The following is a 23,096-nucleotide window of genomic DNA, read 5'->3' on the forward strand; positions in this document are numbered from 1 at the left end:
CGTAGTGAGGAGCGAGGTCAGCGGCGGCCCAGCCTGCTGCGCAGGCCCCGGCGTTTGGGCTGGTCGCCGCCGCCGTCGACGACGGGCAGCGGGCCGGTGGGGGTGTCCTCGCGGTCGAGCCGGTCGATCACCCAGTCCACGGCGAGCGCACCGGGGGAGACCCCTCGCTCCTCCGCGATCCGGCGCAGCTGCTCGATCCGCAGCGCAGGCAGCCGGAGCTGGAAGACCTGGGCGTGCCCGAAGCGGCCGGTGAGCTCCGTCGGGTGTTCGTCACCGGACCCGGACAACGCCGCGAGGTAGGAGTCGAGCTCTGGGTCCGCCACCGCCTCCTCGGCCGGCCCACGGCGTTCGGACTCGGGGGCGCGGTGACGAGGGCGGGGCCGCGGGGCGGGCGGAGGCATGCCAGCAGCGTACGACCGGCCGGGTCATGCGGGCCCGGCGCCGGTTCAGTCCGTCAGGTCGTACCCGGCCTCGGTGACCGCTGCGGCGATCTCGGCGCGCCCGATCTCCCGGTCCGCGAGCACCGTGACGGCGCCGGAGTCCAGCGAGACGTCCACCGCGCTGACGCCGTCGATCTCGCCGACCTCCTCAGTCACGGACATCACGCAGTGCTGGCAGGTCATCCCCGCGACGGTGACTCGGGTGCGGAACGGTGCCTCGACGGACATGCGGGTGTCTCCTCGGACGCAGCGCGGGTGGTGGCCGGGATCGTCGCAGAGCCGGGAGCCGGCCGGACGACCGGGCGCGACAATACCCGCGCGGGGTACGCGACACGCCGGTGCGGGCGGCGGTCCCGGTGTGTTGTCCGCTTCACCATATGCGTCGACCCTCACTCGCGAAGAGGGGTGCGGTGCGATGCCCCGAAAAGGTAACGTGCCGGTCACGGCCACGGGGGTGGCTACGGGGCGTTCCGACTCGGGGTGGGGATCCCGGGACGCGCAAGGCAACCGATTTCCGGTGGACGTCGCAGTCCGCGGGGATGTGCGCCCCTCATGGCCGTGTCCTGGTGACGACCGCTCGGGGAGGGCGTCGATGAGCAGTATCGGGAGTACGCGGCAGGGGATCAGTGAGGAACGGCTCGCGTCGAGCGGGTCGATCCCCAGCCAGCGCAATGCGGCGGACGCCTACCGCGTCTCGGACCAACAACTGCGCGCGGCGCGTCTCGTCGTCGCGCGGAACTCGGACGATTCGGAGGATCTCCGCCAGCTACTCGACATGCTCGGCCTGATCTCCGGGAACCCGGATCTGCCTCCACCCGTCACGCGCTGACGAGCCGGCCGGCTCGGCCGTGACCTGCGGCCGAGCCGGGCAGACCCGAAACGGCACCCCGGGTCGGGGGGCGCCACCGGACTGTCCTATGCTTGTCGTGCTCCCAACGGACAGCCGTTGCGAGGCGGGGACTTCCGAGTCCAAGCCCCCATCGTCTAGCGGCCTAGGACTCCGCCCTTTCAAGGCGGCAGCGCGGGTTCGAATCCCGTTGGGGGTACGTTCCACCAGCACGACAAGTTCATGATGTACAGCAAGGCCCAGTGGCGCAGTTGGTTAGCGCGTCGCCCTGTCACGGCGAAGGTCGCGGGTTCGAGTCCCGTCTGGGTCGCTTCACCGCCCGGTGTGTACCGGGTGCCCGGCCAGGTAGCTCAGTTGGTACGAGCGACCGCCTGAAAAGCGGTAGGTCGGCGGTTCGACCCCGCCCCTGGCCACCACGTCTTCCTCAAGGGGCCCGGGCGACGGTGGGCTCGTCTCAGCAGGAGCTCCCCCGCTGCGGTGTGTTGTGCGTCATGTAGCCGGGCCTCGCGGACGCCAGCTTCCTGGAGGAGCTGCTTTCCCTCGGTGAGATCCCGTCGCGGGTCGATCGGACGCCCGTTCTCCTGATCGCATGTCAGCGCTGCGGGAAGATGGCGTCCTGCTCGTCGCGATCAGACCGGCCGCAATCGCTCGTCGAGGAAGCGCACCGTCCGGTCCCAAGCCGTGCGGGCGGCGGTCTCGTCGTAGAGCGACGGGGCGTCCCAGTTGGAGAACGCGTGCCCGGCGTCGTAGCGGTGCAGGGTGACGTCGGGGCGATCGGCCAGCGCCCGCTCGACCTCGTCGATCTGCTCCGCAGGGATGTATGGGTCGTTGGCGCCGTAGTGGAACAGAACCGGGCACTCGACTCGGTCCGCCGAGTCGAGCAGACCGTGCACGCCTGAGCCGTAGTAGGAGACGACGGCGTCCGGGCCGCGCCCGTCCACCCGTGCGGTGGTGGCGAACAGGTAGGCGAGTGTGCCGCCGAGGCAGAAGCCGACCCCGCCGACCCGCCCGTTGCAGCCCGGCATCGCCAGTGCGTGCGCCATGGTGGCGGTGATGTCGGCCGCGGCGAGGTCGAAGTCCAGCTGCTGGACCATCGCGAAGCCGTCGGCCAGCCCCGACTCGTCCTTGCGCTCGAAGCGCGGCTCGATGCGCCAGAACACATCCGGCGCGAGCGCCAGGAAGCCGGCCTCGGCAAGCCGGCCGGCCAGCCCGCGAATGTTGTCGTTGATCCCGAAGACCTCCTGGAAGACCAGAACGGCCGGGGCGTTCGGGGCTTCGGGCACGGCACAGAACGCGTCGAACGCGCCGTCCGGTGTCGTGATCGACTCGTAGCGGGTGTGGACCATGAGGGCAGCCTAGTTAGACAAGGAGATCGCCGGGTGCGGCAACGAGGGCAGTCGACCCGGACCGGGGGCCGGCCAGGGCCGAGGACCGGAAGCGGCGGGGCAGAGCCTCTTGCTTCCCCCCACCTGACTTCAAGGGAGCGCGCCTGCGACCCGCGGTCGGGGGCCTACCGCCTCACACCTGCTCGGTTAGGCTCTTCCGTGCGCGGGGGCGATGGCTAGTTGGTCCCGCCCATTGCGGTCTCTCCTCCGCGCCCGGGCACGGTGAGCCGTTCGCCGCTCGACGCCTTCCGATGGGCCGCCGCCATGATGACGTAGGGTCGTCATCCGGCTACCATCCGCCCGATATGAGGGACCGCCGATCGAGCCGACGGCCTGGGTGAAAGGGTTTCGGGGGATGCGAGAGCCACCGCGTAGCCCGAACGGGCCGAAGCGTTGGGCCGTCTGGTCACTGCCGTACCCGGTGTTGGCCATCGTCCTCCTCGTCGAAGTGCTCGCCGTCGGCATATTGGTCGCTCCGCTCCGTGACGGCATCGGCCCGCTTCCCGAGTCGTGGGTGCTCACGCTCGGCGTGCTCGTCGCGGCCGGGATCATCAGCACGGAGGCGTCCCTCGGCGTCGAACGCGTCCGCCAGAAGTCGAGCGACGAGAGCCCGCACATCGACCTCAGCAGCGTGTGGGCGTTCGCGGCGGCTGTGCTGCTGCCAGGCGCGCTGGCCAGCGCCGTGGCGCTCGCCATCTACGGGCACCTCTACGCGCGGGTGTGGCGGCACTCCGGCGTCCCGCCCTACCGAGCCTTCTTCTCCACCGCCACGGTCGTGCTCGCGGTGGAGGCGGCCGCCGGGGTCACCGAACTGGTGGCCCCCGAGGCGCTGTTCCACAGCATCGCCGGGCTCGGCGCCGTGGTGCTCGCTCTGCTCGCCTACGCCGCGGTCAACATGGTCCTGGTCGTCGGCGTGATCGTGCTGAGCGGGCCCAACCGCGACCTCGCGACGTTCCGGCAGATGCTCTTCTGCGGCGACGAGGCCGTGCTGGAGTTCGCCACCCTCTCGATGGGCGCGCTCGCGGCGGGCGCGATGGCGGCGCTCGGCCCCGCCTACGCCGTGCTGGTGCTCCCGCCGTTGATCGTGCTGCACCGCACGGTGCTCGTGCGCCAGTTGGAGGAGGAGGCCAGCGTCGACGGCAAGACCGGCCTCCTCAACGCGGCCGCCTGGCACGCCAGAGCGGGTCGTGCGCTGCGCCGCGCCGAGCGCGAGGGCGGCCACGCGACGGCGCTCGTGCTGGACCTCGACCACTTCAAGCTCGTCAACGACCGGTACGGGCACCTCGTGGGCGACCAGGTGCTGGCCGCCGTCGCCGACGCCGTGCGCGCCGAGGTCCGTGAGGGCGACGTGGTCGGCCGCTTCGGCGGCGAGGAGTTCGTGGTGCTGCTCCCCGGCGTCGTCGGCGAGGACGGGCGAGCGGTCGCGGCCGCCGTGGCCGAGCGGATTCGCAAACGGATCGACTCGATGTGCGTCGACGTGCTCGACGGGCCGGTGCCGCTGATGATCAACCACCTCACGGTGTCGATCGGCGGCGCCACGTTTCCCCGTGACGGCGCGGACCTCGGCCGGCTGCTCGAGGTGGCCGACACAGCGATGTACGCCGCGAAGCGCGCGGGCCGCAACACGGTGCGCATGGGTATGCACGCCGTGCCGAACGGCCCGATGGTGCCGCGGCCCACGCCCTACCGCCGAACCTAGTGTCCCGCGCCGCAAGTCCACCACATATCTCGACGGCCCAGCTCCCCGCTGGGCGCACCGGCGCACGCCCGAGTACGCCCGGTACGAGGACCGCGCCCCGGCACACCCAGCGGAAACCTGGATCCGCCGATATACGCACCGGACTTCCGGCGCGGGACACTAGCCGTCCCGTCGTCCAGCGCCCGGCCGTGGGACGATCGGGGGTGGGCCCAGGCCGAGCTGGGCCACCGCGCCCGTCGAGGAGCCCCGATGCCCGTAGCTCCGCACCGCGGCCCCGCCGCACGGCGCCGATCCGGTCGCCGCCCCGTGACGTCCCGCTCGGAGATCGAGCACATCGCACTCGATCTGTTCAGCGAGCGCGGCTTCGACACCACCACCGTCGACGACATCGCGGCGGCAGCCGGGATCGGGCGCCGCACGGTCTTCCGCTACTACGCGTCGAAGAACGACATCCCGTGGGGCGCGTTCGACGAGGAGCTCGACCGGATGCGGGAGACGTTCGCGGCCCTGCCGGACGGCATTCCGGTGATGGCCGGGGTGCGGGAGGCCGTGCTGGACTTCAACGAGGTGCACCCCGATGAGCAGCCGTGGCACCGCAGGCGCCTGCGGCTCATCCTGGGCACACCGGCGCTGCAAGCGCACTCGACGCTCCGGTACGCCGCGTGGCGGCAGGTGGTGGCCGACTACGCTGGAAGGCGTCTCGGCCTCCCGTCCGACGATCTGCTGCCCCAGACGATCGGGCACGCGAGCCTCGGGGTCGCATTGGCGGCGTACGAGCGCTGGCTCGCCGAGGACGCGTCCGCGGGTGCCGGCGCCGAGCTGCGGGACCTCCTCGACGCCGCGTTCCGGGCCCTCGAACACGGACTGACCCCGGAACCGGTGCGGTAGCACCCGTCCCGGGGTCGGTCGGCGACCGGCGCGGGTTCGGCGCCGGCCGCCGAGGCCGTCGGGTCCGGGGACGCAGCCGCAGCGGGCGCCCCCGCAGGAGGGGGCAGCTCGGCCGGAACCGCATCGGAGCCTCCCCACTCGGACCACGTCCCGCATTTGTGAGCTCCTAGGAATTGCCACTTCCGTGAATAGTCGGTGATGCATTCACGGACGACGGTCCGTGGTCGACAGCGCGCTGATCACCTGTTCGAGTGGGACCGGTCGGGTCGGCCGGTGGCGATCTCGTCGCACCCAGGGGAGCCGGACCGAGGGGTGCGGCACGACAGGGCGCAATGATCACCCGACCGAGTGGGACTTGCCGCGGACCCGTACCCCGGGCGTCGGCGTCACCCATCGTGGAGCTGGACGCCATGCACCGCTACGTGCGGTGATGATCAGGCGGGTCCCCGGGCAGCGGGCGGCCGGCGGCCCCCCGCGGCCCCGGCGGACCGGCCCGCCCGCACGCCCGGTGAGCAGCGAAACCACCGTCAACGGCCCTTGCGCGGGGAGATCTCCGTGATAGGTTCTCCCGCGGTTGCAGTCGTGTCTTCCTCGATCGTTGTGAAGCGTCCGTGGAGAGTGACGGTGGGCTTCACAGGCGTACGAGGACATCCTCTGCGTTCGCCGGTAGCCCCGTGCAGCCCCCCGTCGACGCCCAGTCGGCAGGGTCCGCTTCACGTATGGAGAACAGGTATGCCGCAGGGCACCGTCAAGTGGTTCAACGCCGAAAAGGGCTTCGGCTTCATCGCGACCGATGACAACGGTCCGGATGTCTTCGTCCACTACTCGGCCATCCAGTCCGATGGGTTCCGCACGCTCGAGGAGAACCAGCGCGTCTCCTTCGAGGCGAGCCAGGGCGCGAAGGGTCCGCAGGCCGACACGGTCCGCCCCATCTGAGGCTCCCTGCGAGCTGAAACGGCCCGGTGCCGGCGACCCGACGGGGTCGCCGGCACTGCTCGTTTCCGGGCGTTGTAGGACCGGGGGCCCTGCGGGCTCGGCCCGTGTGGCAGCCGCTGGTCGACGACGACCGGCAACGGCACGTCATGACCAGCGGGGCGCGGGCCGCCGGTCCACGGACGGGAACCGGTCAACCACCGTTCACCGCTAGTGAGTGCTCGGTGCCCGAGGGTGTCGCCCACTCGTCTCGGGGCCCGGCGCGGTCGCCGCTATGGGCTCCACTCCCCGAATCCGACCCGTCATGCTCAGTGTTGAGCCTCACAGAGATGCGTCACGTACGGCGCATCCGGGCGATGCGACGGAGGTCGGAGATGCCGGGCTGGGACAGCTACCGCGTGGTGTACGGCGCGGAGCTGCGCGCGGCGGCGCGGGAGTTCGCCGACCACGGATGGCCGGTTGTGGAGTCGACGCCCACGTCGCTCCTGCTGGTCACCGGTACCGCCTTCGACGTGTTCGAGGTGCCGGCCGCAATCGGCCGCCTGGTGTGCGCGCAGCTGCGCGACGCGGGCGCGGTGGTGCCGGTCGCCGCCACACCGACGGGTTCATGGTGGTTCCCGGTCGAGTCCGGCGCGGTCCTGCCAGCCGAGCTCGGCGGGGTCGACGGCGTCGTCCTGCACACCGCGGGCGCCGCGGTGCTGGCCCCGCCTTCCGAGGTGCCCGATGGCTGGGTGCACTGGCGCGTCGCGCCCTCGCTCACCGGCTACCAGGTGCCCGCAGCAGACCTGATCCTCCCCGCCGCCGCCGCCATCGTGCGGTGGCGGGCCGGCCGACACCCGGGCACCCAGCGGCCCGCCGGTGCGCTGGTGATCGGAACGCGGTTCTAACCGGACCGCGCGACCGGCATCTCCGGTTTCCCTTCCGCTGACGCGGCACGTCGCCGCCGCGCCGGAGGGGCCGGGGACGCCGGTGGTGCGGCGCCCCGGGGAGCACTCCTCCCCGAGACGCGCAGCCGCACCACGAACGTGGCCGGGGTCGGCGGAGCACCACCGACCCCGGCCAGTCCCACCCCGGCACGGCGCCACCGCGCACGCCCCACGTCGTGGGGCAGCACCACCTAGGAGACGCACGCTTCCGGCGCGAAGGGGTCCTTCGGGGAGCTGTGCCGGCCCTGCCCGTTCGATCCGGACACCAGTCCTACGAGCGGGCAGGCACTATAGGTGCGTGCAGATGTCGCAGTCCCCCCGCACGGACGTGCCGGAGTCGCCCGCCGCGCCCCGGCGGCGGCCGGTGGTCGAGGTCGGCCTCGGTCTCGGCCGCATGGATGCCGTCCGGCTGCGCGACCTGCGCCGGATGAAGGCACTCGCCACCGGGCTGCTGCTCGCCGCCACGGTCGTCTTCCTGCTGTCGCGGTGGTGGGAGGTCAACGACGGGCCGGTGTGGATCGGCTACATCAGGGCGATGGCCGAGGCCGGCATGGTCGGCGCGCTCGCCGACTGGTTCGCCGTCACCGCGCTCTTCCGGCGGCCACTCGGGTTGCCGATCCCGCACACGGCGATCATCCCCACGAAGAAGGACGTGTTCGGCGACAGCCTCGGCGACTTCGTGGGCGAGAACTTCCTCGCCGAGGACGTCGTGCGCGACAAGCTCTCCCGCGTCGAGGTCTCGTCCCGGGTGGGCGCGTGGATCGGCCAGGAAGCCAACGCCGACCGCATCACCGCCGAGCTGGCCACCGCGGCCCGTGGGGTCGTCACCGTGCTGCGTGACGACGCCGTGCAGGAGGTCATCGAGCAGGTGCTCGTGCGCAAGCTCATGGAGCGGCCGGTCGGTCCGCCGCTGGGCACGGTGCTGGAGGGCATCCTGGCCGACGGCGCTCACCACCGGCTGGTCGACCTGGTCTGCGACCGCGCCTACGACTGGGTCACCGCCAACCACGACACCGTGCTCCGCATCGTGCACGACCGGGCGCCCACGTGGTCGCCCCGGTTCGTCGACGACCTGATCGCCGACCGCGTCTTCCTCGAGGTGCAGAACTTCGCCTGGGGGGTGAAGACCGACCCCGAGCACCCGCTCCGCAAGGCCATCGACACGTTCCTCGTCGAGTTCGCCGCCGACCTGCAGAACGACCCGGAGACGATCGAGCGGGCCGAGCGAATCAAGCACCAGATCGTCGGGCACCCGGACGTCCAGAAGTTCATCGGGCAGGCCTGGGGCACCGTCAAGGGGCTGATCCTCGATGCCGCCGCCGACCCCTCGAGCGCGCTGCGCACCCGAGTGCGTGACGGGCTGGTGGCATTCGGCACGCGGCTGTCCGTCGACGCCGAGCTGCGGGCGAAGATCGACGGCTGGCTCGGGGACGCCGCCGGCTACGTTGTGCGCCACTACCGCGGCGAGATCACCACGCTGATCACCGACACGGTGGCACGCTGGGATGCCGAGGAGACCTCGCGCAAGATCGAGCTCCAGGTCGGCCGTGACCTGCAGTTCATCCGCATCAACGGCACGGTGGTCGGCTCGCTGGCCGGTCTCGTCATCTACACGGTGGGCCAGCTGGCGTTCGGCTCGTGAGGCTACGGCCGATCGCGTCGACGACTGTCGGTGGGCGACCGTAGGGACATGCGTGTCGTCAGCGGTGGTGGGGCCGTCAGCTCGCGACCGCCGAGCCGACCGTCAGACCCAACCCGGCCGCGCCCAGGCCTGCCAGTACCGAGCCGACTGCGTTCAGCGTGGCCAGGAGCCTGCTGGCCCGCGCGCCGGGCTGCCCGCTCCCCAGCTGCACCGTCTCGTAGCTGAACGTCGAGTAGGTCGTCAGCGCGCCGCAGAAGCCGGTGCCCACCAGCGCGACCACGTCGGGCGACGCGGCCGCGCCTGTCACGAGGCCCAGCACGAACGAGCCGGTGACGTTCACGACGTACGTCCCCCACGGGAAACCCGTGCCGTGGCGCGCCTGCACCAGCCGGTCGGTGAGGTAGCGCAGCGGGGCGCCGACGGCCGCGCCGAGCGCCACCAGCAAGGTGGTCATCGGCCCACTCCGGTTGCGGCGCGGGTGAGGCGGATGCCGAGCCAGGTGGCGGCGAGCGCAGCCACCAGCGTCCCGACGAGATAGACCCCGGCAGTGGCCAGGTGGCCGCCCTGCAGCAGTTCCTGCGCGTCCACGGCGTAGGTCGAGAAGGTCGTGAACCCGCCCAGCACACCCGTGATGAGGAACGGCCGGACGAGCGGGTGCGCCTGCCGCACCTCGGTGATGGTCACCAGCAGCGCGCCGATCAGCAGGCAGCCGAGGACGTTCACGAGGAACGTGGCGAGCGGGAACGTGCCAGGCGCGTGCGGCACTGCTACCTCGGCGCCCCACCGGGCGAGTGCGCCGAGAACTCCGCCAACCGCCACGGCGGCGAACGCGGGCCCCTGCCCGGCGAGTGGCCGCATCGGCGGGGTGGGCGGGACACCGACGTCGTCCTCACCGGTGGGGGGCAACGCGCCACTCATCGGGGCGAATCTACACCGTCCACCCGTTTGGCCTCTGTGGTCGAGGGGATCCACCTGCGCAAGCATTGTGCTTGCAAGAGCTAGCAGGGCGGCGTACGTTCGGTTGTGACGGACGGAGGTGAGCGCCGGTGACCCGACCGGACAACGCGAACTCGAAGGCCGAAGGGCCCGGGGAGCGCGTCGGCCACGCCGTCGAACAGGTCGGCCAGGTGGTCGAGCAGGCCGGCCAGGCCGTCGGCCAGGCGGTGGACGACATCGGTGGCTACATCCGCAGCCAGCGGGAGAGCGCGCAGGTGTCGGTGCGTCAGCTGGCGCGCATCGCCGGCGTCAGCAACCCCTACCTCAGCCAGATCGAGCGGGGGCTGCGCAAGCCGTCCGCCGAGATCCTGCAGCAGATCGCCAAGGGGCTGCGGATCTCTGCCGAGGCCCTGTACGTGAAGGCCGGGATCCTCGACGAGAAGCCGGCGAGCGCCGTCACCGATGCCGTGCGCGCCGACCCCGGCCTGACGGAGCGCCAGAAGCAGGTGCTCCTGGACATCTACCAGTCCTTCCGACGGGAGAACGACTACGACGTCGTCCCCGCGTCCGACGTGTCGTCGTCATCATCAGAGGAGCATCACCATGGCCGTTGAACTGCCCACCAGCGCCGACGTCCGCAAGGCCCGCCAGAACGTGGCGGAGCGCGCCGAGGCCGCCCGTACCCCGCTGCTCGCCGTGCTGGGTGCCGGCGACGTCGCCGTCACCGCCCTCTCGAAGGCCGTTGCCGAGGCGCGTGCCCGCGCCACCGCCGCCCGCGCGAAGGCCACCGAGCAGGCCGAGGACGTGCAGCACCGCGTCGTCGAGCTGCCGCAGAAGCTGAACTCCGACGAGCTGCGCAAGACCGTCGCCGACCTGCGTGTGCAGGCCGAGCACGCCTACACGGGCTTCGCCGAGCGCGGCGCCGACACCTGGGGCCGTATCCGTAAGCAGCCGCAGGTCAAGGAGGCGCTCGCGCGCATCGAGACCTACACCGAGAAGCTCGACGCCCGCGTCGACGAGCTCGTCGACGACGCTCGCGACGCGGCCGAGAAGGCGCTTGGGGCCGTCACCACCCAGACCCGGTCGACGGGCGAGCGGGTGGCGCGCGTCACCCAACGCTTCTCCGGTCAGGCCGCGACGGCCGTTTCCGAGGCCGGGAGCGAGGCCGCCGAGGCCATCACCGAGGCCGGGGACGAGGTGGCGCACGAGACTCGCAGCACCACCCGCAAGATGGCCAACCGCACCGCGCCCAAGCCGGAGCCCACGGCCGAGACGAAGTCCGAGCCGGAGGCCGAGCCCAAGGCCGAGACCAAGCCTGCCGCCCGCAAGCCGGCCACCCGCCGCACGACGAACGGCTCGCAGTCCAGCTGACCCACCAGCCGCTGCGATCGGCAGCGCCCCCGGAGCCTCCCGCGCTCCGGGGGCGCTGTGCTGCGTCGGCAACGATGCCGGTGGTCAACCAACGTTCGCGTCGTGTTGGTCCGAGCGCTGTAAACCGCCCCGGGGATGTGCGCAATGGGTGATCACACGTAGTCTGGGCGTGTGAGCCTGCTGTACAACCTCGATACCTGGGTGCTGTGGGTCATCTGGGTGCTCGCCATCCCGGTGGGCGCCTACGCGTTCATCCACGCCGTGCGGCAGCGTGCCGACGCCTTCACAGCCGCCGACAAGCTCACCAAGCCCGCCTGGCTCGGCATCACCGGTGCCAGCCTGCTGGTGCTCGTCGTCTTCCAGGGCCCCATGAGCAGCGGTGCTCTCTTCTGGATCGCCGGGTTGGTCGCCGTCCTCGTCTACATCGTCGACGTGAAGCCCGCCGTGGTCGGCGTGCAGGGAGGCGGTCAGCGCTGGTGACCGCCTGGTCTGTCCTCGGCACTCTGGAGGCCGTCCCCGCGCTCGACCGGCCCGATCTGCTCGGCGATGCGGTCGCGCACGCCCTCAAGTCCCTCGACCCCGCCGACGCCAACCTCGTCGGCGTGGCTGAGATCGACCCGACGCTCGCCGACACTGCCGCGTTCTGCGAGGCCTACGGCTCCCCGCTCGACGGTTCGGCCAACTGCGTCGTCGTCGCGGGCCGCCGCGGAGAGGAGACCCGCTACGCGGCCTGCCTCGTCCTCGCCACCACTCGCGCCGACGTCAACGGCCTGGTCCGCAAGCGCTTGAACGCGCGGAAGGCCTCGTTCGCGCCGATGGACGACGCGGTGGCGCTCACGGGCATGGAGTACGGCGGCATCACGCCCGTCGGGCTGCCCGAAGGCTGGCCCGTGCTCGTCGACACCGCGGTCGCCGCCGCGGCGGCTGTCGTGATCGGCAGCGGGGTGCGGCACTCGAAGCTTGCCCTCCCGGGTGAGCTGGTCGCGCGCCTGCCCGGCGCCGAAGTGATCGAGGGCCTGGGCCGCTAGACCAGCGGGCCTGGCACGGCCACATCCGAACGCTCATCTCGGCAGTGCGGCCGGACCTCGATGCCGAGACCGCTGCCGACGTGCTGCTCGGTTCCCTCCAGAGCGGTCCAGTTCTGGAGATGCTCGCGCGGGATGAGGGCGGCCGGTTGATCGCGGTGCTGGAGGCGATGACAACCGGCCTGCTGGCGGGCCCGCGGTCGTGACGAACCGCCGGGCTCAGGTGTGGTGCGGCAGGCCCCCGCGCAGCAGGTCGAATGCGTGGTCGGCCGCCGTGATCGCCTCCGGGGCCAGGTCGTCGGCGCTGCTCCCTGCGCTGATCCGGCGCTGGTTGCGGTCCGCGAGCGTCCGCAGGACTGCGAGCACCTGGACCGCGGTCAGGCGGGACGTCAGCTCGGCGTCTGGCGCCGGCGCGGTGGTCTCCAGCAACGCCGAGGTGAGCGCGTCCTCCCCGCGCGACTGGTAGCGCACCCGGGCCCCGGCCAGGGCGGGTGTGTCGATGACGAGGCGGTAGAACGCGACGACCTGCGGGATGTCGCAGAGCCCGGTGATGGGGTCGCGCTCGTCGAGGCGTGACCGCAGATGTCGGTGGAGCGCGTCGAGCGGCGCCTCGCCCGCACCGCGCTCGCGGACCACCCGGGCCGGTTCGTCCTCGTGGTCGGCGAAGCGGTGCAGGACCAGGTCGTCTTTCGAGGGAAAGTACGCGAACAGCGTGCGCTTGGAGACCTCGGCAGCGGCCGCGATCTGGGCCACCGACACGGCGTCGTAGCCGCGTTCGAGGAACAGGGCGATCGCCGACTCGGAGATCGCCTGGCGCGTCCGCGCCTTCTTCCGCTCCCGCAGACCGGGCTCCACGTCCATGAGCGCGATCCTAAACCCGGTTAAAAACTGCACTAGGTCTACTTATGCTCTCGGTGTGGAAATCTTCGAGACTGACGTTGTGGTGGTCGGCGCCGGGCCCACCGGCCTCATGCTGGCGGCTGAGCTCGCGCTGGCCGGGGTGGCCGTCGAGGTCGTCGAACGCCAGGCTGTGCCGAGCGGGCAGTCCCGCGGGGGCGGGATCAACCAGCGCACCGCGGAGGTGCTCGCCATGCGGGGGCTGCTCGACGCGGTCGCCGATCACGCCATCCCGCGGGAGTCCGTCGGCGGGCACTTCGCCCACCTGCCCGTCCCGCTCGACACGCGCCCGTGGCGCACCCGCTACCCCGATGGGATCCTCACTCCGCAGGATCGCCTCGAGGAGATCCTCGAAGCGCGGTTGCACACCCTCGGCGCGGGCGTGCGGCGGAGCACCGAGTTGGTCGGCCTCAGCCAGGACGCCGACGGCGTCGAGGTGGTCGTCGCCGGTCCGGACGGGGAGTTGCGGCTGCGCGGGCGCTACCTAGTCGCCTGCGACGGCGCGCACAGCACCGTCCGGAAGATCACGGGCGCGGAGTTCCCCGGTCGGGCCGGAACGATGGCCGCGGTGAGCGCCGACATCGAACTCGATGTGGTGTCGGAGACGGTGCCGCGCGCCGTCGGGCACGTCAGCTCCCTCGTGCGGTCCGGTGGCGGGTACTGGATGATGCTGCACCCGATGGACGGGGACGGGGGTCGCGTCTCCGGCTTCCGGGTCGTGTTCGGCGGGCCGGAGCAGGCTGCGGTCCCGCGTGAGTCGCCGGTTACGGCGGAAGAAGTCGCCGCGGCGCTGGCCGCCGTCCATGGTCCGGGGACGGTGCTCGGGCGGCTGCGGTGGGGCACGCGCTTCAGCGACGCTAGCCGGCAGCTCGCGCAGTACCGGCACGGCCGCGTCCTCTTCGCCGGGGACGCGGCGCACATTCATCTGCCGATCGGCGGGCAGGGGCTCAACCTGGGTGTCCAGGACGCGGTGAACCTGGGTTGGAAGCTTGCCGCGGAGGTGCGGGGTGACGCGCCCGCCGGCCTGCTGGACAGCTACCACGCCGAGCGGCACCCGGTGGCCGCCCGCGTCCTCGCGACGACCAGGGCGCAGGGCGCGATCATGAATCCCGCGCCGGACTCCGACGCGGCCGCGCTGCGGGAGATCCTCGCGGAGGTGGCTGCACTGCCCGACGCGAACCGCTACCTGGCCGGGCTGATGTCCGGCCTCGCGATCCGCTACGACCTCGGCGACGCCCACCCGCTCGTCGGCTCCCGGATGGTCGACCTGTCCCTGGAGACGCCGGAAGGTCTCACCACCGTCAGCGCGTTGATGCAGACGGGAAAAGGGCTGCTCCTGGACGTCGGTGCTCCGGCGCCCGGCACGGCAGGGGATCGGGTGGATCGGGTGGCCGCTCGGGTCGTGGACTCGCCGGTCGGCACGGACATCGGCGCGGACCGGGTGCTCGTCCGTCCCGACGGGTACGTGTGTTGGGCCGGGTCCGGGCCGGACTCGTCGCCCGCCGAAGCGCTCCGTCGCTGGTTCGGTGACCTTGAGCCCAGGGGGCGCAGGGTTCCTGCGTTCGCTGACAGCGGACTTACTTGAGCGCTGGAATGTGTTCAACGGTGTAAGCGTTGACACAGGCATGACAGAGACGCTGAAGCTGCCGGTGCTTCCGCTCGCCGACTCGGTGGTGCTGCCCGGCATGGTGGTTCCCGTCCGGCTCGACGAGCCGGAGATCCAGGCAGCGGTCGATGCAGCGAACAGCGTCGATCGCAAGGTCCTGGTGGTCCCTCGCCTCGACGGCAAATACGCCGCCGTGGGCACGATCGCCGTCCTCGAGCAGGTCGGCAGGCTCCCCAGCGGCGAGAAGGCCGCTGTCGTGCGCGGTGAGGGCCGCGCGCAGATCGGGTCCGGTGTCCCGGGCCCCGGCTCGGCACTGTGGGTGGAGGCCACCCCGGTGGAGGACGGGCCCGTCACGGGGCGGGCCACCGAGCTCGCCAAGGAGTACAAGGCCCTCGTGATCGGCATCCTCCAGCAGCGCGGAGCGTGGCAGGTCGTCGACTCGGTGCAGCAGATCACCGACCCCGGCCAGCTCGCCGACACCGCAGGCTGGGCCTCCTACCTGGACGTCGAGCACAAGGCGCAGCTGCTCGCCGAGACCGATGCGGTCAAGCGGCTGGAGCTGCTGATCGAGTGGACTCGCGCGCACGTCGCCGAGCAGGAGGTCTCCGAGAAGATCGCCAACGACGTCCGCGAGGGCCTGGAGAAGACCCAGCGCGAGTTCCTGCTGCGCCAGCAACTCGCGGCGATCCGCAAGGAGCTGGGTGAGGACGAGCCGGAAGGCGCCGACGACTACCGCACGCGTGTCGAGAGTGCCGACCTGCCCGAGCACGTCCGCAAGGCCGCGCTGACCGAGGTCGGCAAGCTGGAGCGGGCGTCGGACCAGAGCCCGGAGTCAGGCTGGATCCGCACATGGCTCGACACCGTGCTCGACATCCCGTGGACCACGCTCACCGACGACTCCGACGACCTCGTCGCGGCGAGGGCGGTGCTTGACGCCGACCACGCCGGCCTCGACGACGTCAAGGAGCGGCTGATCGAGTTCCTCGCCGTCCGGGCGCGGCGCAACCGCAAGGGCATGGAGAAGGTCGGCGGCCGCGGCTCGGGTGCCGTGCTGTCGCTGGTCGGCCCGCCCGGCGTCGGGAAGACGTCGCTGGGCGAGTCCGTCGCCAGGGCGCTGGGCCGCAAGTTCGTGCGTGTCGCCCTCGGCGGCGTGCGCGACGAGGCCGAGATCCGCGGCCACCGGCGCACCTACGTCGGCGCGCTGCCCGGCCGGATCGTCCGGGCCATCCGCGAGGCCGGTTCGATGAACCCCGTGGTGCTGCTCGACGAGATCGACAAGGTCGGCAGTGACTTCCGGGGCGACCCGACCGCGGCCCTGCTCGAGGTGCTCGACCCGGCGCAGAACCACACGTTCCGCGACCACTACCTCGAGGTCGACCTCGACCTGTCCGACGTGCTGTTCCTGGCCACGGCCAACGCCTACGACACCATCCCCGGCCCGCTGCTGGACCGCATGGAGGTCGTGACGCTGGACGGTTACACCGAGGCGGAGAAGGTCGCCATCGCGCGCGACCACCTGCTGCCCCGGCAGATCGAGAAGGCCGGTCTGGAGCCGTCCGACGTCGACTTCTCCGACGTGGCACTCGGCATGATCGCCGCCGAGTACACGCGCGAGGCCGGCGTGCGGCAGCTGGAGCGGGGCCTGGCGAAGGTCCTTCGCAAGGTTGCCGTCAACCTCGACTCCGGAACCGCGGCGCCGGTCCACGTCGACGCGGACGTGCTGGTCACCTACCTGGGCCGGCCGAAGTTCACGCCGGAGTCGGCCGAGCGCACCTCGGTGCCCGGCGTCGCCACCGGACTCGCCGTCACGGGAGCGGGTGGTGACGTGCTGTTCATCGAGGCCACCGCGATGGAGGGCGACCCCGGCCTGACACTCACCGGCCAGCTCGGTGACGTCATGAAGGAGTCGGTGTCGATCGCGCTGAGCTACCTGCGTTCGCGCGGGCTGGCCGGTGACCTGGCGGCGCGCAAGCTGCACGTCCACGTCCCGGCGGGCGCCGTCCCGAAGGACGGCCCGAGCGCGGGCATCACGATGACCACGGCGCTGGCCTCGCTGGCGTCGGGGCGGCCGGTGAAGTCCTCGGTCGGCATGACCGGTGAGGTCACGCTGCAGGGCAAGGTGCTGCCGATCGGCGGCGTCAAGCAGAAGCTGCTGGCCGCACACCGGGCCGGGCTGACCGATGTGATCATCCCGAAGCGCAACGAGCCCGACCTCGACGATCTGCCGGAGTCGGTGCGCGGTGAGCTCCGGGTGCACCCGGTGGCCGACGTCGCGGAGGTGCTGGAGCTGGCTCTCGAGCCGGCCCCGGTGGCCGCAGCCGTCTGACCTGCACCAACCCAACAGGCACCCGCGCCCCCGTTCGGGGCGGGGGTGCCTGTTCGCGTATCAGGTGCCCCGACGGCCTGCTCCTACCTCGGACACACCCAGCAGGGCGCGCGGATGGAGCAGACATGACGAACACGGTGAAAGGCGGCGTCGACGCACTGCGCGACGCCATCGACGGGCAGGTGACCCTCCCAGGCGACGCGGACTTCGACGTCTCGCGGCTGATCTGGAACGGCGCGATCGACCGCACCCCGGCGGTCGTGGCACGCTGCACCTCGCCCGCCGATGTTGCGGCGGCCCTCGTCTGGGCTCAGGCGACCGGGATCGAGGTCGCTGTGCGGGGCGGTGGCCACAACGTGGCCGGCACGGCGATCGCCGAGGACGGGCTGACGATCGACCTCAGCGAGCTCGCGACAGTTGTCGTGGACCCCGTCGCCAAGCGCGCCCGGTGCGGGCCCGGCGCTGCGCTCGCCGACCTGGACGCCGCCTGCCAGGAGCACGGGCTCGCCGTGCCGGCGGGCACGGTCAGCCACACCGGTGTTGCGGGCCTGACCCTCGGTGGCGGCTTCGGCTGGCTGAGCCGGATGGCCGGCCTGACCATCGACAACCTGGTCTCCGCCGAGGTCGTGCTCGTGGACGGCCGGATCGTGCGGGCGAGCGAGGCCGAGCATCCGGACCTGTTCTGGGCCCTGCGCGGCGGGGGCGGCAACTTCGGGGTTGTCACCGAGTTCGAGTTCCGGCTGCACGAGGTCGGCCCGCTCGTGCATTTGGGCATGTTCTTCTACGGGCTCGACCGCGCCGAGGACGTGATCCGGTTGGGCCGGGCCACGCTCGCCGCCCTGCCGCGCAATGCCGGTGGCGCCATCGCGGGTGTGAACGCCCCACCCGCGCCGTTCGTGCCGGAGGAACTGCACTTCGCACCGGGTGTGGCCCTGATGGTGATGGGTTTCGGCGCCGCCGAGGACCACGAGGCGACGCTCGCCCCGATCCGCGCGGCCGCGCCCCCGCTCTTCGAGCTCGTCACGCCGATGCCATACGTGGCTCTGCAGCAGATGCTCGACGACGGCGCGCCGTGGGGCGTCCACTCCTACAGCAAGGGCCTCTACCTGGAGGAGCTGGGTGACGAGGTCGTCGACGTCATCGCCGAGAACCTGCGGGCGAAACAGTCGCCGATGTCGCAGCTGCTGCTGTTCCCCCTGAGCGGTGCCTACGGCGACGTGGCGGACGGGGACACCGCGTTCGGCGGCAGCCGGTCGGCGACGTACGCGGTGGTCGTGGACGGCTTGGCACCGAATGCCGAGCTCCTCGGGCCCGAGCGGCAGTGGGCGCGCTCGACGTGGGACGCGGTGCGCCCGTTCGCGCCCGGCGCAGGTGGTTACGTCAACCTGATGTCGGAGTACGGCGAGGACCGCGTGCGTACGACCTATGGCAGCGCCAAGTACGAGCGGCTGGCCCGGATCAAGGCGACGTACGACCCGGGCAACGTCCTGCACTGCAACGCCAACATCAAGCCCGCCTGACGGCTCCGATGCCGAACGGGTGGTCCGTCCGCGGTGGGACCACCCGTTCGCCTCGTGCTGCTCGATAACCTTCCACACTCTGTGAGCGACATCACTCGGTTGGTCGGGCAAGGGAGGGAGACCTGCCATGACGAGGACGGCACCGGGAGACACAGAGGGCCTACGGGCGGCGATGTCGGGCTCCGTGCTTCTCCCCGGCGAAGCCGGATACGACGAGGCCAGAGCGCTGTGGAACGGGGACTTCGACCGGCACCCGGCCGTGGTCGCCTGCTGCGCCTCGCCCTCCGACGTCGCCGCGGCAGTCGCGTTCGGTCGCGACAACGGGCTGGAGATCGCCGTGCGCGGTGGCGCCCACTCGCTCAGCGGGGCGTCAGCGGGCGACGACGGGCTGATGATCCACCTCGGGCCGATGAACACGGTCGCGATCGACCCCCGCCAGCGGCGGGCGCGGGTGGGTGGGGGCGCGTCGTGGGCCGAGGTCGACGCCGCCGCGCAGGCCCACGGTCTCGCGGTCACCGGCGGCGTGATCAGCCACACCGGCGTCGGCGGCCTCACCCTCGGCGGCGGGATGGGGTGGCTCACCAACAGACACGGGCTGAGCATCGACAACCTCGAGTCCGCGGAGGTCGTGCTCGCCGACAGCAGGATCGTCAGGGCGTCGGACTCCGAGAACGCGGACCTGTTCTGGGCGCTGCGCGGAGGCGGCGGGAACTTCGGGGTCGTCACCGAGTTCGAGTTCCTGCTGCACCCGGTAGGCCCCGAGGTGCAGTTCACGCTCCTGTTCTGGGAGATCGAGCGGGGTGTCGAGGGGCTGCGCGCCTGCCGGGACGTGATGGCGAGCCTCCCGCCCGACTACGGGATCCTGATCGCCGGCGCGCTGGCGGCCCCGCAGGCGCCGTTCGTGCCCGCGGAGCACCACGGCCGAGTGGGCCACGCCCTCCTCATGACAGGGTTCGGCACGGCCGAGGAGCACGCGCAGGCGGTCGCTCAGGTGCGAGAGGCGTGCGCCCCGCTGATCGAGTTCGTGTCGCCGCTGCCCTACACCCAGGTGCAGCAGTTGCTGGACGACTCGGTGCCATGGGGCATCCGCTGCTACGACAAGGGGCTACTGCTCACCGAGCTGACCGACGACGCGATCACGGTGATGACCGAGCGCGCCGAGGAGAAGACCTCCCCGTCGACGTTCATGCCGATCTTCGCGCTGCACGGCGCGATGGCCGATGTCGACGAGGACGCCACGGCCTTCGGCGGCGTCCGGGCGCCGCATTACGTCTTCGATCTCTCAGCCGCGAGCACCGACCCGCAGGTCTTCGCGGCCGACCGGGCCTGGGCCAGGTCGGTTTGGGACGCGATGCGCCCCTTCGCCGCCGGCTCCGGCAGCTACGTCAACTTCATCTCGGACGTGGGTGCCGACGAGCGGGTCCGCACGTCGTACGGGCCGGAGAAGTACGATCGGCTCGCGCGGATCAAGTCCGTGTACGACCCTGGCAACCTGTTCCACCGTAACGTCAACATCAAGCCGGCCTGAACCACTCGGAATGCCGGTCGGTCCTCTGCGTTGCCGTGGGCATGACTTTCGCATTGCCCGATGAGGGCACCGAGTTCGACGCGCGCGTGGCGCGGCGGCTCGACGAGGCGGTGGTGGCCTGGTTCACCGTCGTCGACGGCGCCGGCACGCCGCAGCCGGCGCCCGTGTGGTTCGTGTGGGACGGGGAGACGGCGCTCGTCTACAGCGACTACAGGGCCAAGCGGCTCGACCATGTGCGCGCCCGCTGCCAGACAGCGCTCAACCTGGACGGCGACGGAGCCGGCGGCGACATCGTGGTGCTCGCCGGCGAGACCCACGTGGACGCGGTCGCCCCGGCGGTCCCGGACAACCCCGCCTACCTGGCCAAGTACGGCGAGCGGATCACGAACGGCTGGGGAAGCGCCGAGGAGTTCGCGAAGACCTACTCGGTGGCGCTGAGGTTCCTCCCGAAGCGACTCCGCGGCTATTGAGCGCAGAGCCCTACGGGCGGAGTTGTTCAGTATCGCTAGCGGAACACCACCGTCTTGTTGCCGTGGACCAGCACCCGGTCCTCCAGGTGCCAGCGCAGTCCACGGGCCAGCACGAGGCGTTCGATGTCGCGGCCGCGGCGCACCATGTCAGCTGCCGTGTCGCTGTGGTCCACGCGGATGACGTCCTGCTCGATGATCGGGCCGGCGTCCAGGTCGGGTGTGACGTAGTGGCAGGTGGCGCCGATCAGCTTCACGCCACGCGCGTACGCCTGGTGGTACGGGCGCGCGCCGACGAACGACGGCAGGAAGCTGTGGTGGATGTTGATCGCGCGTCCGGCCCACTCCCGGCACAGCTCGGGCGGGAGGATCTGCATGAACCGCGCGAGCACCACGGCGTCCGGATCGTGCTGCTTGACCAGCCCGCGCAGCTCCTCGAAGGCCTTCTCCTTCGCCTCCTCGTACCGCCCGTTGCCGGGCGGCGGGAACGCGATGTGGTGGAACGGCACGCCGTGCGCCTCGACGATGCCCGCGAGCCCGTCGTGGTTGCCGATCACGGCGGACAGCCGCACCGGTAGCTCGCCCGTCGACACGCGGCCGAGGAGGTCGTGCAGGCAGTGCGCCTCCTTGCTGACGAGCACCACGGCGCGTTTCGGGACGTGGGTGTCGGTGACCGTCCAGGTCGTCTCGGGGCCGAAGTCCGCGGCCACCTCGGCGAACCGGCTGCGCAGCTCGTCCGCGCCGTAGGGGAGGGAGTCGGCCCGCACAACCTGGCGCGTGAAGAACCATCCGCTGGTCGGGTCGGAGTGGTAGCCCGCCTCAACGATCCAGCCGCCCGCGTCGGCGAGGAACCCGGCGATGCGGGCGACGATCCCGGTGGTGTCGGGGCAGCTCAGCGTGATGACGTACTGCTGCTCGGCGTTGGGGTCCACATCAGGAATCGTGCCTCACGGCGTCGGCGGGGCCGCCCGGTGTGGCCGATGACAACTCATGAGTGTCCGTGACGCTCGTCGCCTGGGTGGTGGACAGCCTGCGGCGACGCCCTACCGCCGTCGCGCCAGCCAGTCCTGCGTGAAGGTCGACTCGGATTCGAGTAGGCCCGTCACCTGCCCGGTGACCATCTCCTCGATCTTGCCGCCGATGAGCGGCACCTTCACCGTCACCTCGATCCGGATGTGCAGCTCGCTCCCCTCGCCGGCGTCGCGCAGCCGCATGACGCCGGTGGCCGAACCCGGGGTGCCGGGGATCGTGACGCGAGTGTCGCCCGTGTAGCTGCCCGGACCGTCGCGCCTCCAGCTCTCCTCGCGCTCGATGACGACGTCGCCGGGGAGCACGGTCCGCACCAGCGACGGGAGGTTCTGCGGGTCCACGCCCTGCCGCAGCCGATAGCGGGCGCCGTCGGCGTCGACGCTGTGCTCCAGCAGCGCGGCACCGGGGCCGCCGATCTGCTCCAGCCGGGCGCGGAGGAAGTCGGCCTCGACCATAGTCGGATAGACCTCGTCGGCCGGGAACGACCACGTGTGCCGGTAGTCGAACTGGGTGGGCATAGGCGGAGGCTACCGTTGCCCCCCGTGCGGGTACCCGACGTAGCTCCACCGCCGACGCAGCGGCTCGCGCCACTCACCACCCTGCGGCTCGGTGGACCGGCCCGGCGGCTGGTCGACGCGCCGTCGGCCGCCGCAGTGATCGAGTCCGTGCGCGCGGCCGACGCGAACGGCGAGCCCATGCTCCTGCTCGGCGGCGGCTCGAACGTCGTCGTCGCCGACGACGGCTGGCCGGGCACGGTGGTGCGCGTCGCGAGCACCGGCCGGCACGTCGAACGCCGTAGCGACGGCTCCGTGCTGCTCACCGTGGAGGCAGGTGAGGACTGGGACGACGTCGTCGCCGCCTGCGTCGCCGACGGCCTCGGCGGGCTCGAATGCCTCTCCGGCATTCCCGGCCGCACCGGCGCCACCCCGGTGCAGAACGTCGGCGCGTACGGGGTGGAGATCGCCGACCTGCTCGTCGACGTCGACGTCTACGACCGCCGCACCGACGCCGTCCGGGAGCACATCCCGGCGGCCGACCTGGGGCTCGCGTACCGGACGAGCGTGCTCAAGGGCCGTGACGACGTCGTGGTGCTGCGGGTGCGCTTCGCGCTGCCGGGCACGGGGGAGAGCGCCGAGATCCGCTACCCCGAGCTCGCTCGGACGCTCGGCGTCGAGCCGGGCGCGCGGGTGCCGGCGGGCGCCGCCCGGGACGCCGTGCTCGAACTGCGGGGCAGCAAAGGCATGGTGCTCGACGCCACCGACCGCGACACCTGGAGCGCGGGGTCGTTCTTCACCAACCCCGTGCTGCCCGAGGCGGACGCCCCGGCCGAGGCGCCACGCTGGCCTGCCGGTCACGGCCTGGTCAAGGTGCCGGCGGCCTGGCTGATCGAACGCGCCGGATTCGGGCGGGGGCACGCAGGCCCCGGCGGGCGCGTCGCGCTGTCCGGCAAGCACGTGCTCGCCCTCACCCACCGCGGCGGCGGCACCACCGCCGATCTCCTCGAACTGGCCCGCGAGGTCCGTGACGGCGTCCGCGCCCGGTGGGGTGTGGAACTGCACCCGGAGCCCGTGCTCGTCGGCTGCGCGCTCTAAGACTAAGGAGCGCCCTGAACAACTCGGCCCTACTGGGCG

At 71.7% G+C, this 23,096-nt stretch carries 25 protein-coding genes, 3 tRNA genes and 1 pseudogene; 20 read left to right on the forward strand and 9 right to left on the reverse strand.

Features of this window, described 5'->3' with window-relative positions:
• Positions 1-17: 17 nt before the first annotated feature.
• Positions 18-401: a hypothetical protein gene (locus tag ABD143_RS02905; protein ID WP_343970779.1), complete on the reverse strand. Its 384-nt coding sequence runs from the start codon at positions 399-401 to the stop codon at positions 18-20.
• A gap of 45 nt (positions 402-446) precedes the next feature.
• Positions 447-668: a heavy-metal-associated domain-containing protein gene (locus ABD143_RS02910; protein WP_343970781.1), complete on the reverse strand. Its 222-nt coding sequence runs from the start codon at positions 666-668 to the stop codon at positions 447-449.
• 364 nt (positions 669-1,032) lie between these two features.
• Here ABD143_RS02910 and ABD143_RS02915 point away from each other — a divergent pair, with 364 nt between their 5' ends.
• From ABD143_RS02915 to ABD143_RS02930, 4 genes are all read left to right on the forward strand, one after another.
• On the forward strand, positions 1,033-1,269 hold the full coding sequence (locus ABD143_RS02915) for a hypothetical protein (RefSeq protein WP_343970783.1): 237 nt from the start codon (positions 1,033-1,035) through the stop codon (positions 1,267-1,269).
• Between the two features lie 144 nt (positions 1,270-1,413).
• A tRNA-Glu gene (locus tag ABD143_RS02920) sits at positions 1,414-1,486 on the forward strand.
• A gap of 37 nt (positions 1,487-1,523) precedes the next feature.
• A tRNA-Asp gene (locus tag ABD143_RS02925) sits at positions 1,524-1,597 on the forward strand.
• Between the two features lie 29 nt (positions 1,598-1,626).
• Positions 1,627-1,703 (forward strand) — tRNA-Phe (locus ABD143_RS02930).
• Between the two features lie 39 nt (positions 1,704-1,742).
• Here ABD143_RS02930 and ABD143_RS02935 read toward each other — a convergent pair.
• Positions 1,743-1,871: pseudogene (locus tag ABD143_RS02935) on the reverse strand (tyrosine-type recombinase/integrase); the annotation flags it as partial.
• Positions 1,872-1,916: 45 nt separating this feature from the next.
• The gene (locus ABD143_RS02940) at positions 1,917-2,633 is read right to left on the reverse strand and encodes a dienelactone hydrolase family protein (RefSeq protein ID WP_343970785.1); all 717 of its coding nucleotides are present in this window, start codon (positions 2,631-2,633) and stop codon (positions 1,917-1,919) included.
• Positions 2,634-3,096: 463 nt separating this feature from the next.
• On the opposite strand from ABD143_RS02940, the gene ABD143_RS02945 reads away from it, so the two are divergent.
• The 5 genes from ABD143_RS02945 (at position 3,097) to ABD143_RS02965 (ending at position 8,760) form a co-directional block, all read left to right on the forward strand.
• Positions 3,097-4,371, forward strand: coding sequence for a GGDEF domain-containing protein (locus ABD143_RS02945; protein ID WP_343970787.1), 1,275 nt, complete (start codon positions 3,097-3,099; stop codon positions 4,369-4,371).
• Between the two features lie 249 nt (positions 4,372-4,620).
• A complete protein-coding gene (gene mftR, locus ABD143_RS02950) occupies positions 4,621-5,259 on the forward strand; it encodes a mycofactocin system transcriptional regulator (RefSeq protein ID WP_343970789.1) in 639 nt (212 codons plus the stop codon).
• A gap of 732 nt (positions 5,260-5,991) precedes the next feature.
• Complete coding sequence (locus ABD143_RS02955) at positions 5,992-6,195, forward strand: cold-shock protein (protein ID WP_142059975.1); 204 nt, start codon at positions 5,992-5,994, stop codon at positions 6,193-6,195.
• A gap of 371 nt (positions 6,196-6,566) precedes the next feature.
• Positions 6,567-7,079, forward strand: coding sequence for a hypothetical protein (locus ABD143_RS02960; protein ID WP_343970791.1), 513 nt, complete (start codon positions 6,567-6,569; stop codon positions 7,077-7,079).
• A gap of 343 nt (positions 7,080-7,422) precedes the next feature.
• Entirely contained in the window at positions 7,423-8,760 is a 1,338-nt protein-coding gene (locus tag ABD143_RS02965) for a DUF445 domain-containing protein (RefSeq protein ID WP_379659791.1), read from the forward strand.
• 76 nt (positions 8,761-8,836) lie between these two features.
• On the opposite strand, the gene ABD143_RS02970 is transcribed toward ABD143_RS02965, so the two are convergent.
• Entirely contained in the window at positions 8,837-9,214 is a 378-nt protein-coding gene (locus tag ABD143_RS02970; protein WP_343970793.1) for a fluoride efflux transporter FluC, read from the reverse strand.
• Positions 9,211-9,678, reverse strand: a complete 468-nt coding sequence (gene crcB / locus ABD143_RS02975; protein WP_343970796.1) for a fluoride efflux transporter CrcB — start codon at positions 9,676-9,678, stop codon at positions 9,211-9,213. The genes ABD143_RS02970 and crcB overlap by 4 nt, the downstream gene beginning before the upstream one ends.
• A gap of 209 nt (positions 9,679-9,887) precedes the next feature.
• Between crcB and ABD143_RS02980 the strand changes: the two genes are divergently transcribed.
• The 5 genes from ABD143_RS02980 (at position 9,888) to ABD143_RS03000 (ending at position 12,298) form a co-directional block, all read left to right on the forward strand.
• A complete protein-coding gene (locus tag ABD143_RS02980; RefSeq protein ID WP_343971625.1) occupies positions 9,888-10,310 on the forward strand; it encodes a helix-turn-helix domain-containing protein in 423 nt (140 codons plus the stop codon).
• Positions 10,300-11,067 (forward strand): hypothetical protein, encoded by a 768-nt coding sequence (locus ABD143_RS02985; RefSeq protein WP_343970799.1) that lies wholly within the window; start codon positions 10,300-10,302, stop codon positions 11,065-11,067. The genes ABD143_RS02980 and ABD143_RS02985 overlap by 11 nt, the downstream gene beginning before the upstream one ends.
• A gap of 171 nt (positions 11,068-11,238) precedes the next feature.
• Entirely contained in the window at positions 11,239-11,547 is a 309-nt protein-coding gene (locus ABD143_RS02990; RefSeq protein WP_343970802.1) for a DUF2516 family protein, read from the forward strand.
• Positions 11,544-12,095, forward strand: a complete 552-nt coding sequence (locus ABD143_RS02995) for a YbaK/EbsC family protein (RefSeq protein WP_343970805.1) — start codon at positions 11,544-11,546, stop codon at positions 12,093-12,095. The genes ABD143_RS02990 and ABD143_RS02995 overlap by 4 nt, the downstream gene beginning before the upstream one ends.
• Before the next feature lie 44 nt (positions 12,096-12,139).
• Positions 12,140-12,298 carry a hypothetical protein gene (locus tag ABD143_RS03000; protein ID WP_343970808.1) on the forward strand — a complete coding sequence of 53 codons (159 nt, stop codon included), beginning with the start codon at positions 12,140-12,142 and terminating at the stop codon, positions 12,296-12,298.
• Between the two features lie 13 nt (positions 12,299-12,311).
• On the opposite strand, the gene ABD143_RS03005 is transcribed toward ABD143_RS03000, so the two are convergent.
• Complete coding sequence (locus tag ABD143_RS03005) at positions 12,312-12,953, reverse strand: TetR/AcrR family transcriptional regulator (protein ID WP_343970811.1); 642 nt, start codon at positions 12,951-12,953, stop codon at positions 12,312-12,314.
• Between ABD143_RS03005 and ABD143_RS03010 the strand changes: the two genes are divergently transcribed.
• The 5 genes from ABD143_RS03010 (at position 12,952) to ABD143_RS03030 (ending at position 20,439) form a co-directional block, all read left to right on the forward strand.
• A complete protein-coding gene (locus ABD143_RS03010) occupies positions 12,952-14,574 on the forward strand; it encodes an FAD-dependent monooxygenase (protein WP_343970814.1) in 1,623 nt (540 codons plus the stop codon). The genes ABD143_RS03005 and ABD143_RS03010 overlap by 2 nt on opposite strands.
• 40 nt (positions 14,575-14,614) lie before the next feature.
• Positions 14,615-16,921 (forward strand): endopeptidase La, encoded by a 2,307-nt coding sequence (gene lon / locus ABD143_RS03015; protein WP_343970817.1) that lies wholly within the window; start codon positions 14,615-14,617, stop codon positions 16,919-16,921.
• 125 nt (positions 16,922-17,046) lie between these two features.
• Positions 17,047-18,441, forward strand: a complete 1,395-nt coding sequence (locus tag ABD143_RS03020) for an FAD-binding oxidoreductase (protein ID WP_343970820.1) — start codon at positions 17,047-17,049, stop codon at positions 18,439-18,441.
• Positions 18,442-18,568: 127 nt separating this feature from the next.
• Complete coding sequence (locus ABD143_RS03025) at positions 18,569-19,969, forward strand: FAD-binding oxidoreductase (protein ID WP_343970823.1); 1,401 nt, start codon at positions 18,569-18,571, stop codon at positions 19,967-19,969.
• Between the two features lie 41 nt (positions 19,970-20,010).
• On the forward strand, positions 20,011-20,439 hold the full coding sequence (locus ABD143_RS03030; RefSeq protein ID WP_343971628.1) for a TIGR03667 family PPOX class F420-dependent oxidoreductase: 429 nt from the start codon (positions 20,011-20,013) through the stop codon (positions 20,437-20,439).
• Between the two features lie 35 nt (positions 20,440-20,474).
• On the opposite strand, the gene purU is transcribed toward ABD143_RS03030, so the two are convergent.
• Together purU and ABD143_RS03040 are read right to left on the reverse strand one after the other, a co-directional pair.
• Positions 20,475-21,368 (reverse strand): formyltetrahydrofolate deformylase, encoded by an 894-nt coding sequence (purU, locus tag ABD143_RS03035; RefSeq protein WP_343970826.1) that lies wholly within the window; start codon positions 21,366-21,368, stop codon positions 20,475-20,477.
• A gap of 111 nt (positions 21,369-21,479) precedes the next feature.
• A complete protein-coding gene (locus ABD143_RS03040; protein ID WP_343970829.1) occupies positions 21,480-21,983 on the reverse strand; it encodes a DUF2505 domain-containing protein in 504 nt (167 codons plus the stop codon).
• Between the two features lie 24 nt (positions 21,984-22,007).
• Between ABD143_RS03040 and ABD143_RS03045 the strand changes: the two genes are divergently transcribed.
• Positions 22,008-23,057 (forward strand): UDP-N-acetylmuramate dehydrogenase, encoded by a 1,050-nt coding sequence (locus ABD143_RS03045; RefSeq protein WP_343970832.1) that lies wholly within the window; start codon positions 22,008-22,010, stop codon positions 23,055-23,057.
• Positions 23,058-23,096: the final 39 nt, after the last annotated feature.

Origin of the sequence: Pseudonocardia aurantiaca, from assembly GCF_039526725.1 — a bacterium.
Lineage (GTDB): Bacteria > Actinomycetota > Actinomycetes > Mycobacteriales > Pseudonocardiaceae > Pseudonocardia > Pseudonocardia aurantiaca.

Bases quoted from the DNA above. Each gene is read 5' to 3' on its own strand.
- ABD143_RS02905 (WP_343970779.1), bottom strand. From the start codon at position 401: ATGCCTCCGCCCGCCCCGCGGCCCCGCCCTCGTCACCGCGCCCCCGAG.
- ABD143_RS02910 (WP_343970781.1), bottom strand. From the start codon at position 668: ATGTCCGTCGAGGCACCGTTCCGCACCCGAGTCACCGTCGCGGGGATG.
- ABD143_RS02915 (WP_343970783.1), top strand. From the start codon at position 1,033: ATGAGCAGTATCGGGAGTACGCGGCAGGGGATCAGTGAGGAACGGCTC.
- ABD143_RS02940 (WP_343970785.1), bottom strand. From the start codon at position 2,633: ATGGTCCACACCCGCTACGAGTCGATCACGACACCGGACGGCGCGTTC.
- mftR (WP_343970789.1), top strand. From the start codon at position 4,621: ATGCCCGTAGCTCCGCACCGCGGCCCCGCCGCACGGCGCCGATCCGGT.
- ABD143_RS02955 (WP_142059975.1), top strand. From the start codon at position 5,992: ATGCCGCAGGGCACCGTCAAGTGGTTCAACGCCGAAAAGGGCTTCGGC.
- ABD143_RS02960 (WP_343970791.1), top strand. From the start codon at position 6,567: ATGCCGGGCTGGGACAGCTACCGCGTGGTGTACGGCGCGGAGCTGCGC.
- ABD143_RS02965 (WP_379659791.1), top strand. From the start codon at position 7,423: ATGTCGCAGTCCCCCCGCACGGACGTGCCGGAGTCGCCCGCCGCGCCC.
- ABD143_RS02970 (WP_343970793.1), bottom strand. From the start codon at position 9,214: ATGACCACCTTGCTGGTGGCGCTCGGCGCGGCCGTCGGCGCCCCGCTG.
- crcB (WP_343970796.1), bottom strand. From the start codon at position 9,678: ATGAGTGGCGCGTTGCCCCCCACCGGTGAGGACGACGTCGGTGTCCCG.
- ABD143_RS02985 (WP_343970799.1), top strand. From the start codon at position 10,300: ATGGCCGTTGAACTGCCCACCAGCGCCGACGTCCGCAAGGCCCGCCAG.
- ABD143_RS03010 (WP_343970814.1), top strand. From the start codon at position 12,952: ATGAGCGCGATCCTAAACCCGGTTAAAAACTGCACTAGGTCTACTTAT.
- ABD143_RS03005 (WP_343970811.1), bottom strand. From the start codon at position 12,953: ATGGACGTGGAGCCCGGTCTGCGGGAGCGGAAGAAGGCGCGGACGCGC.
- lon (WP_343970817.1), top strand. From the start codon at position 14,615: ATGACAGAGACGCTGAAGCTGCCGGTGCTTCCGCTCGCCGACTCGGTG.
- ABD143_RS03020 (WP_343970820.1), top strand. From the start codon at position 17,047: ATGACGAACACGGTGAAAGGCGGCGTCGACGCACTGCGCGACGCCATC.
- ABD143_RS03025 (WP_343970823.1), top strand. From the start codon at position 18,569: ATGACGAGGACGGCACCGGGAGACACAGAGGGCCTACGGGCGGCGATG.
- ABD143_RS03030 (WP_343971628.1), top strand. From the start codon at position 20,011: ATGACTTTCGCATTGCCCGATGAGGGCACCGAGTTCGACGCGCGCGTG.
- ABD143_RS03040 (WP_343970829.1), bottom strand. From the start codon at position 21,983: ATGCCCACCCAGTTCGACTACCGGCACACGTGGTCGTTCCCGGCCGAC.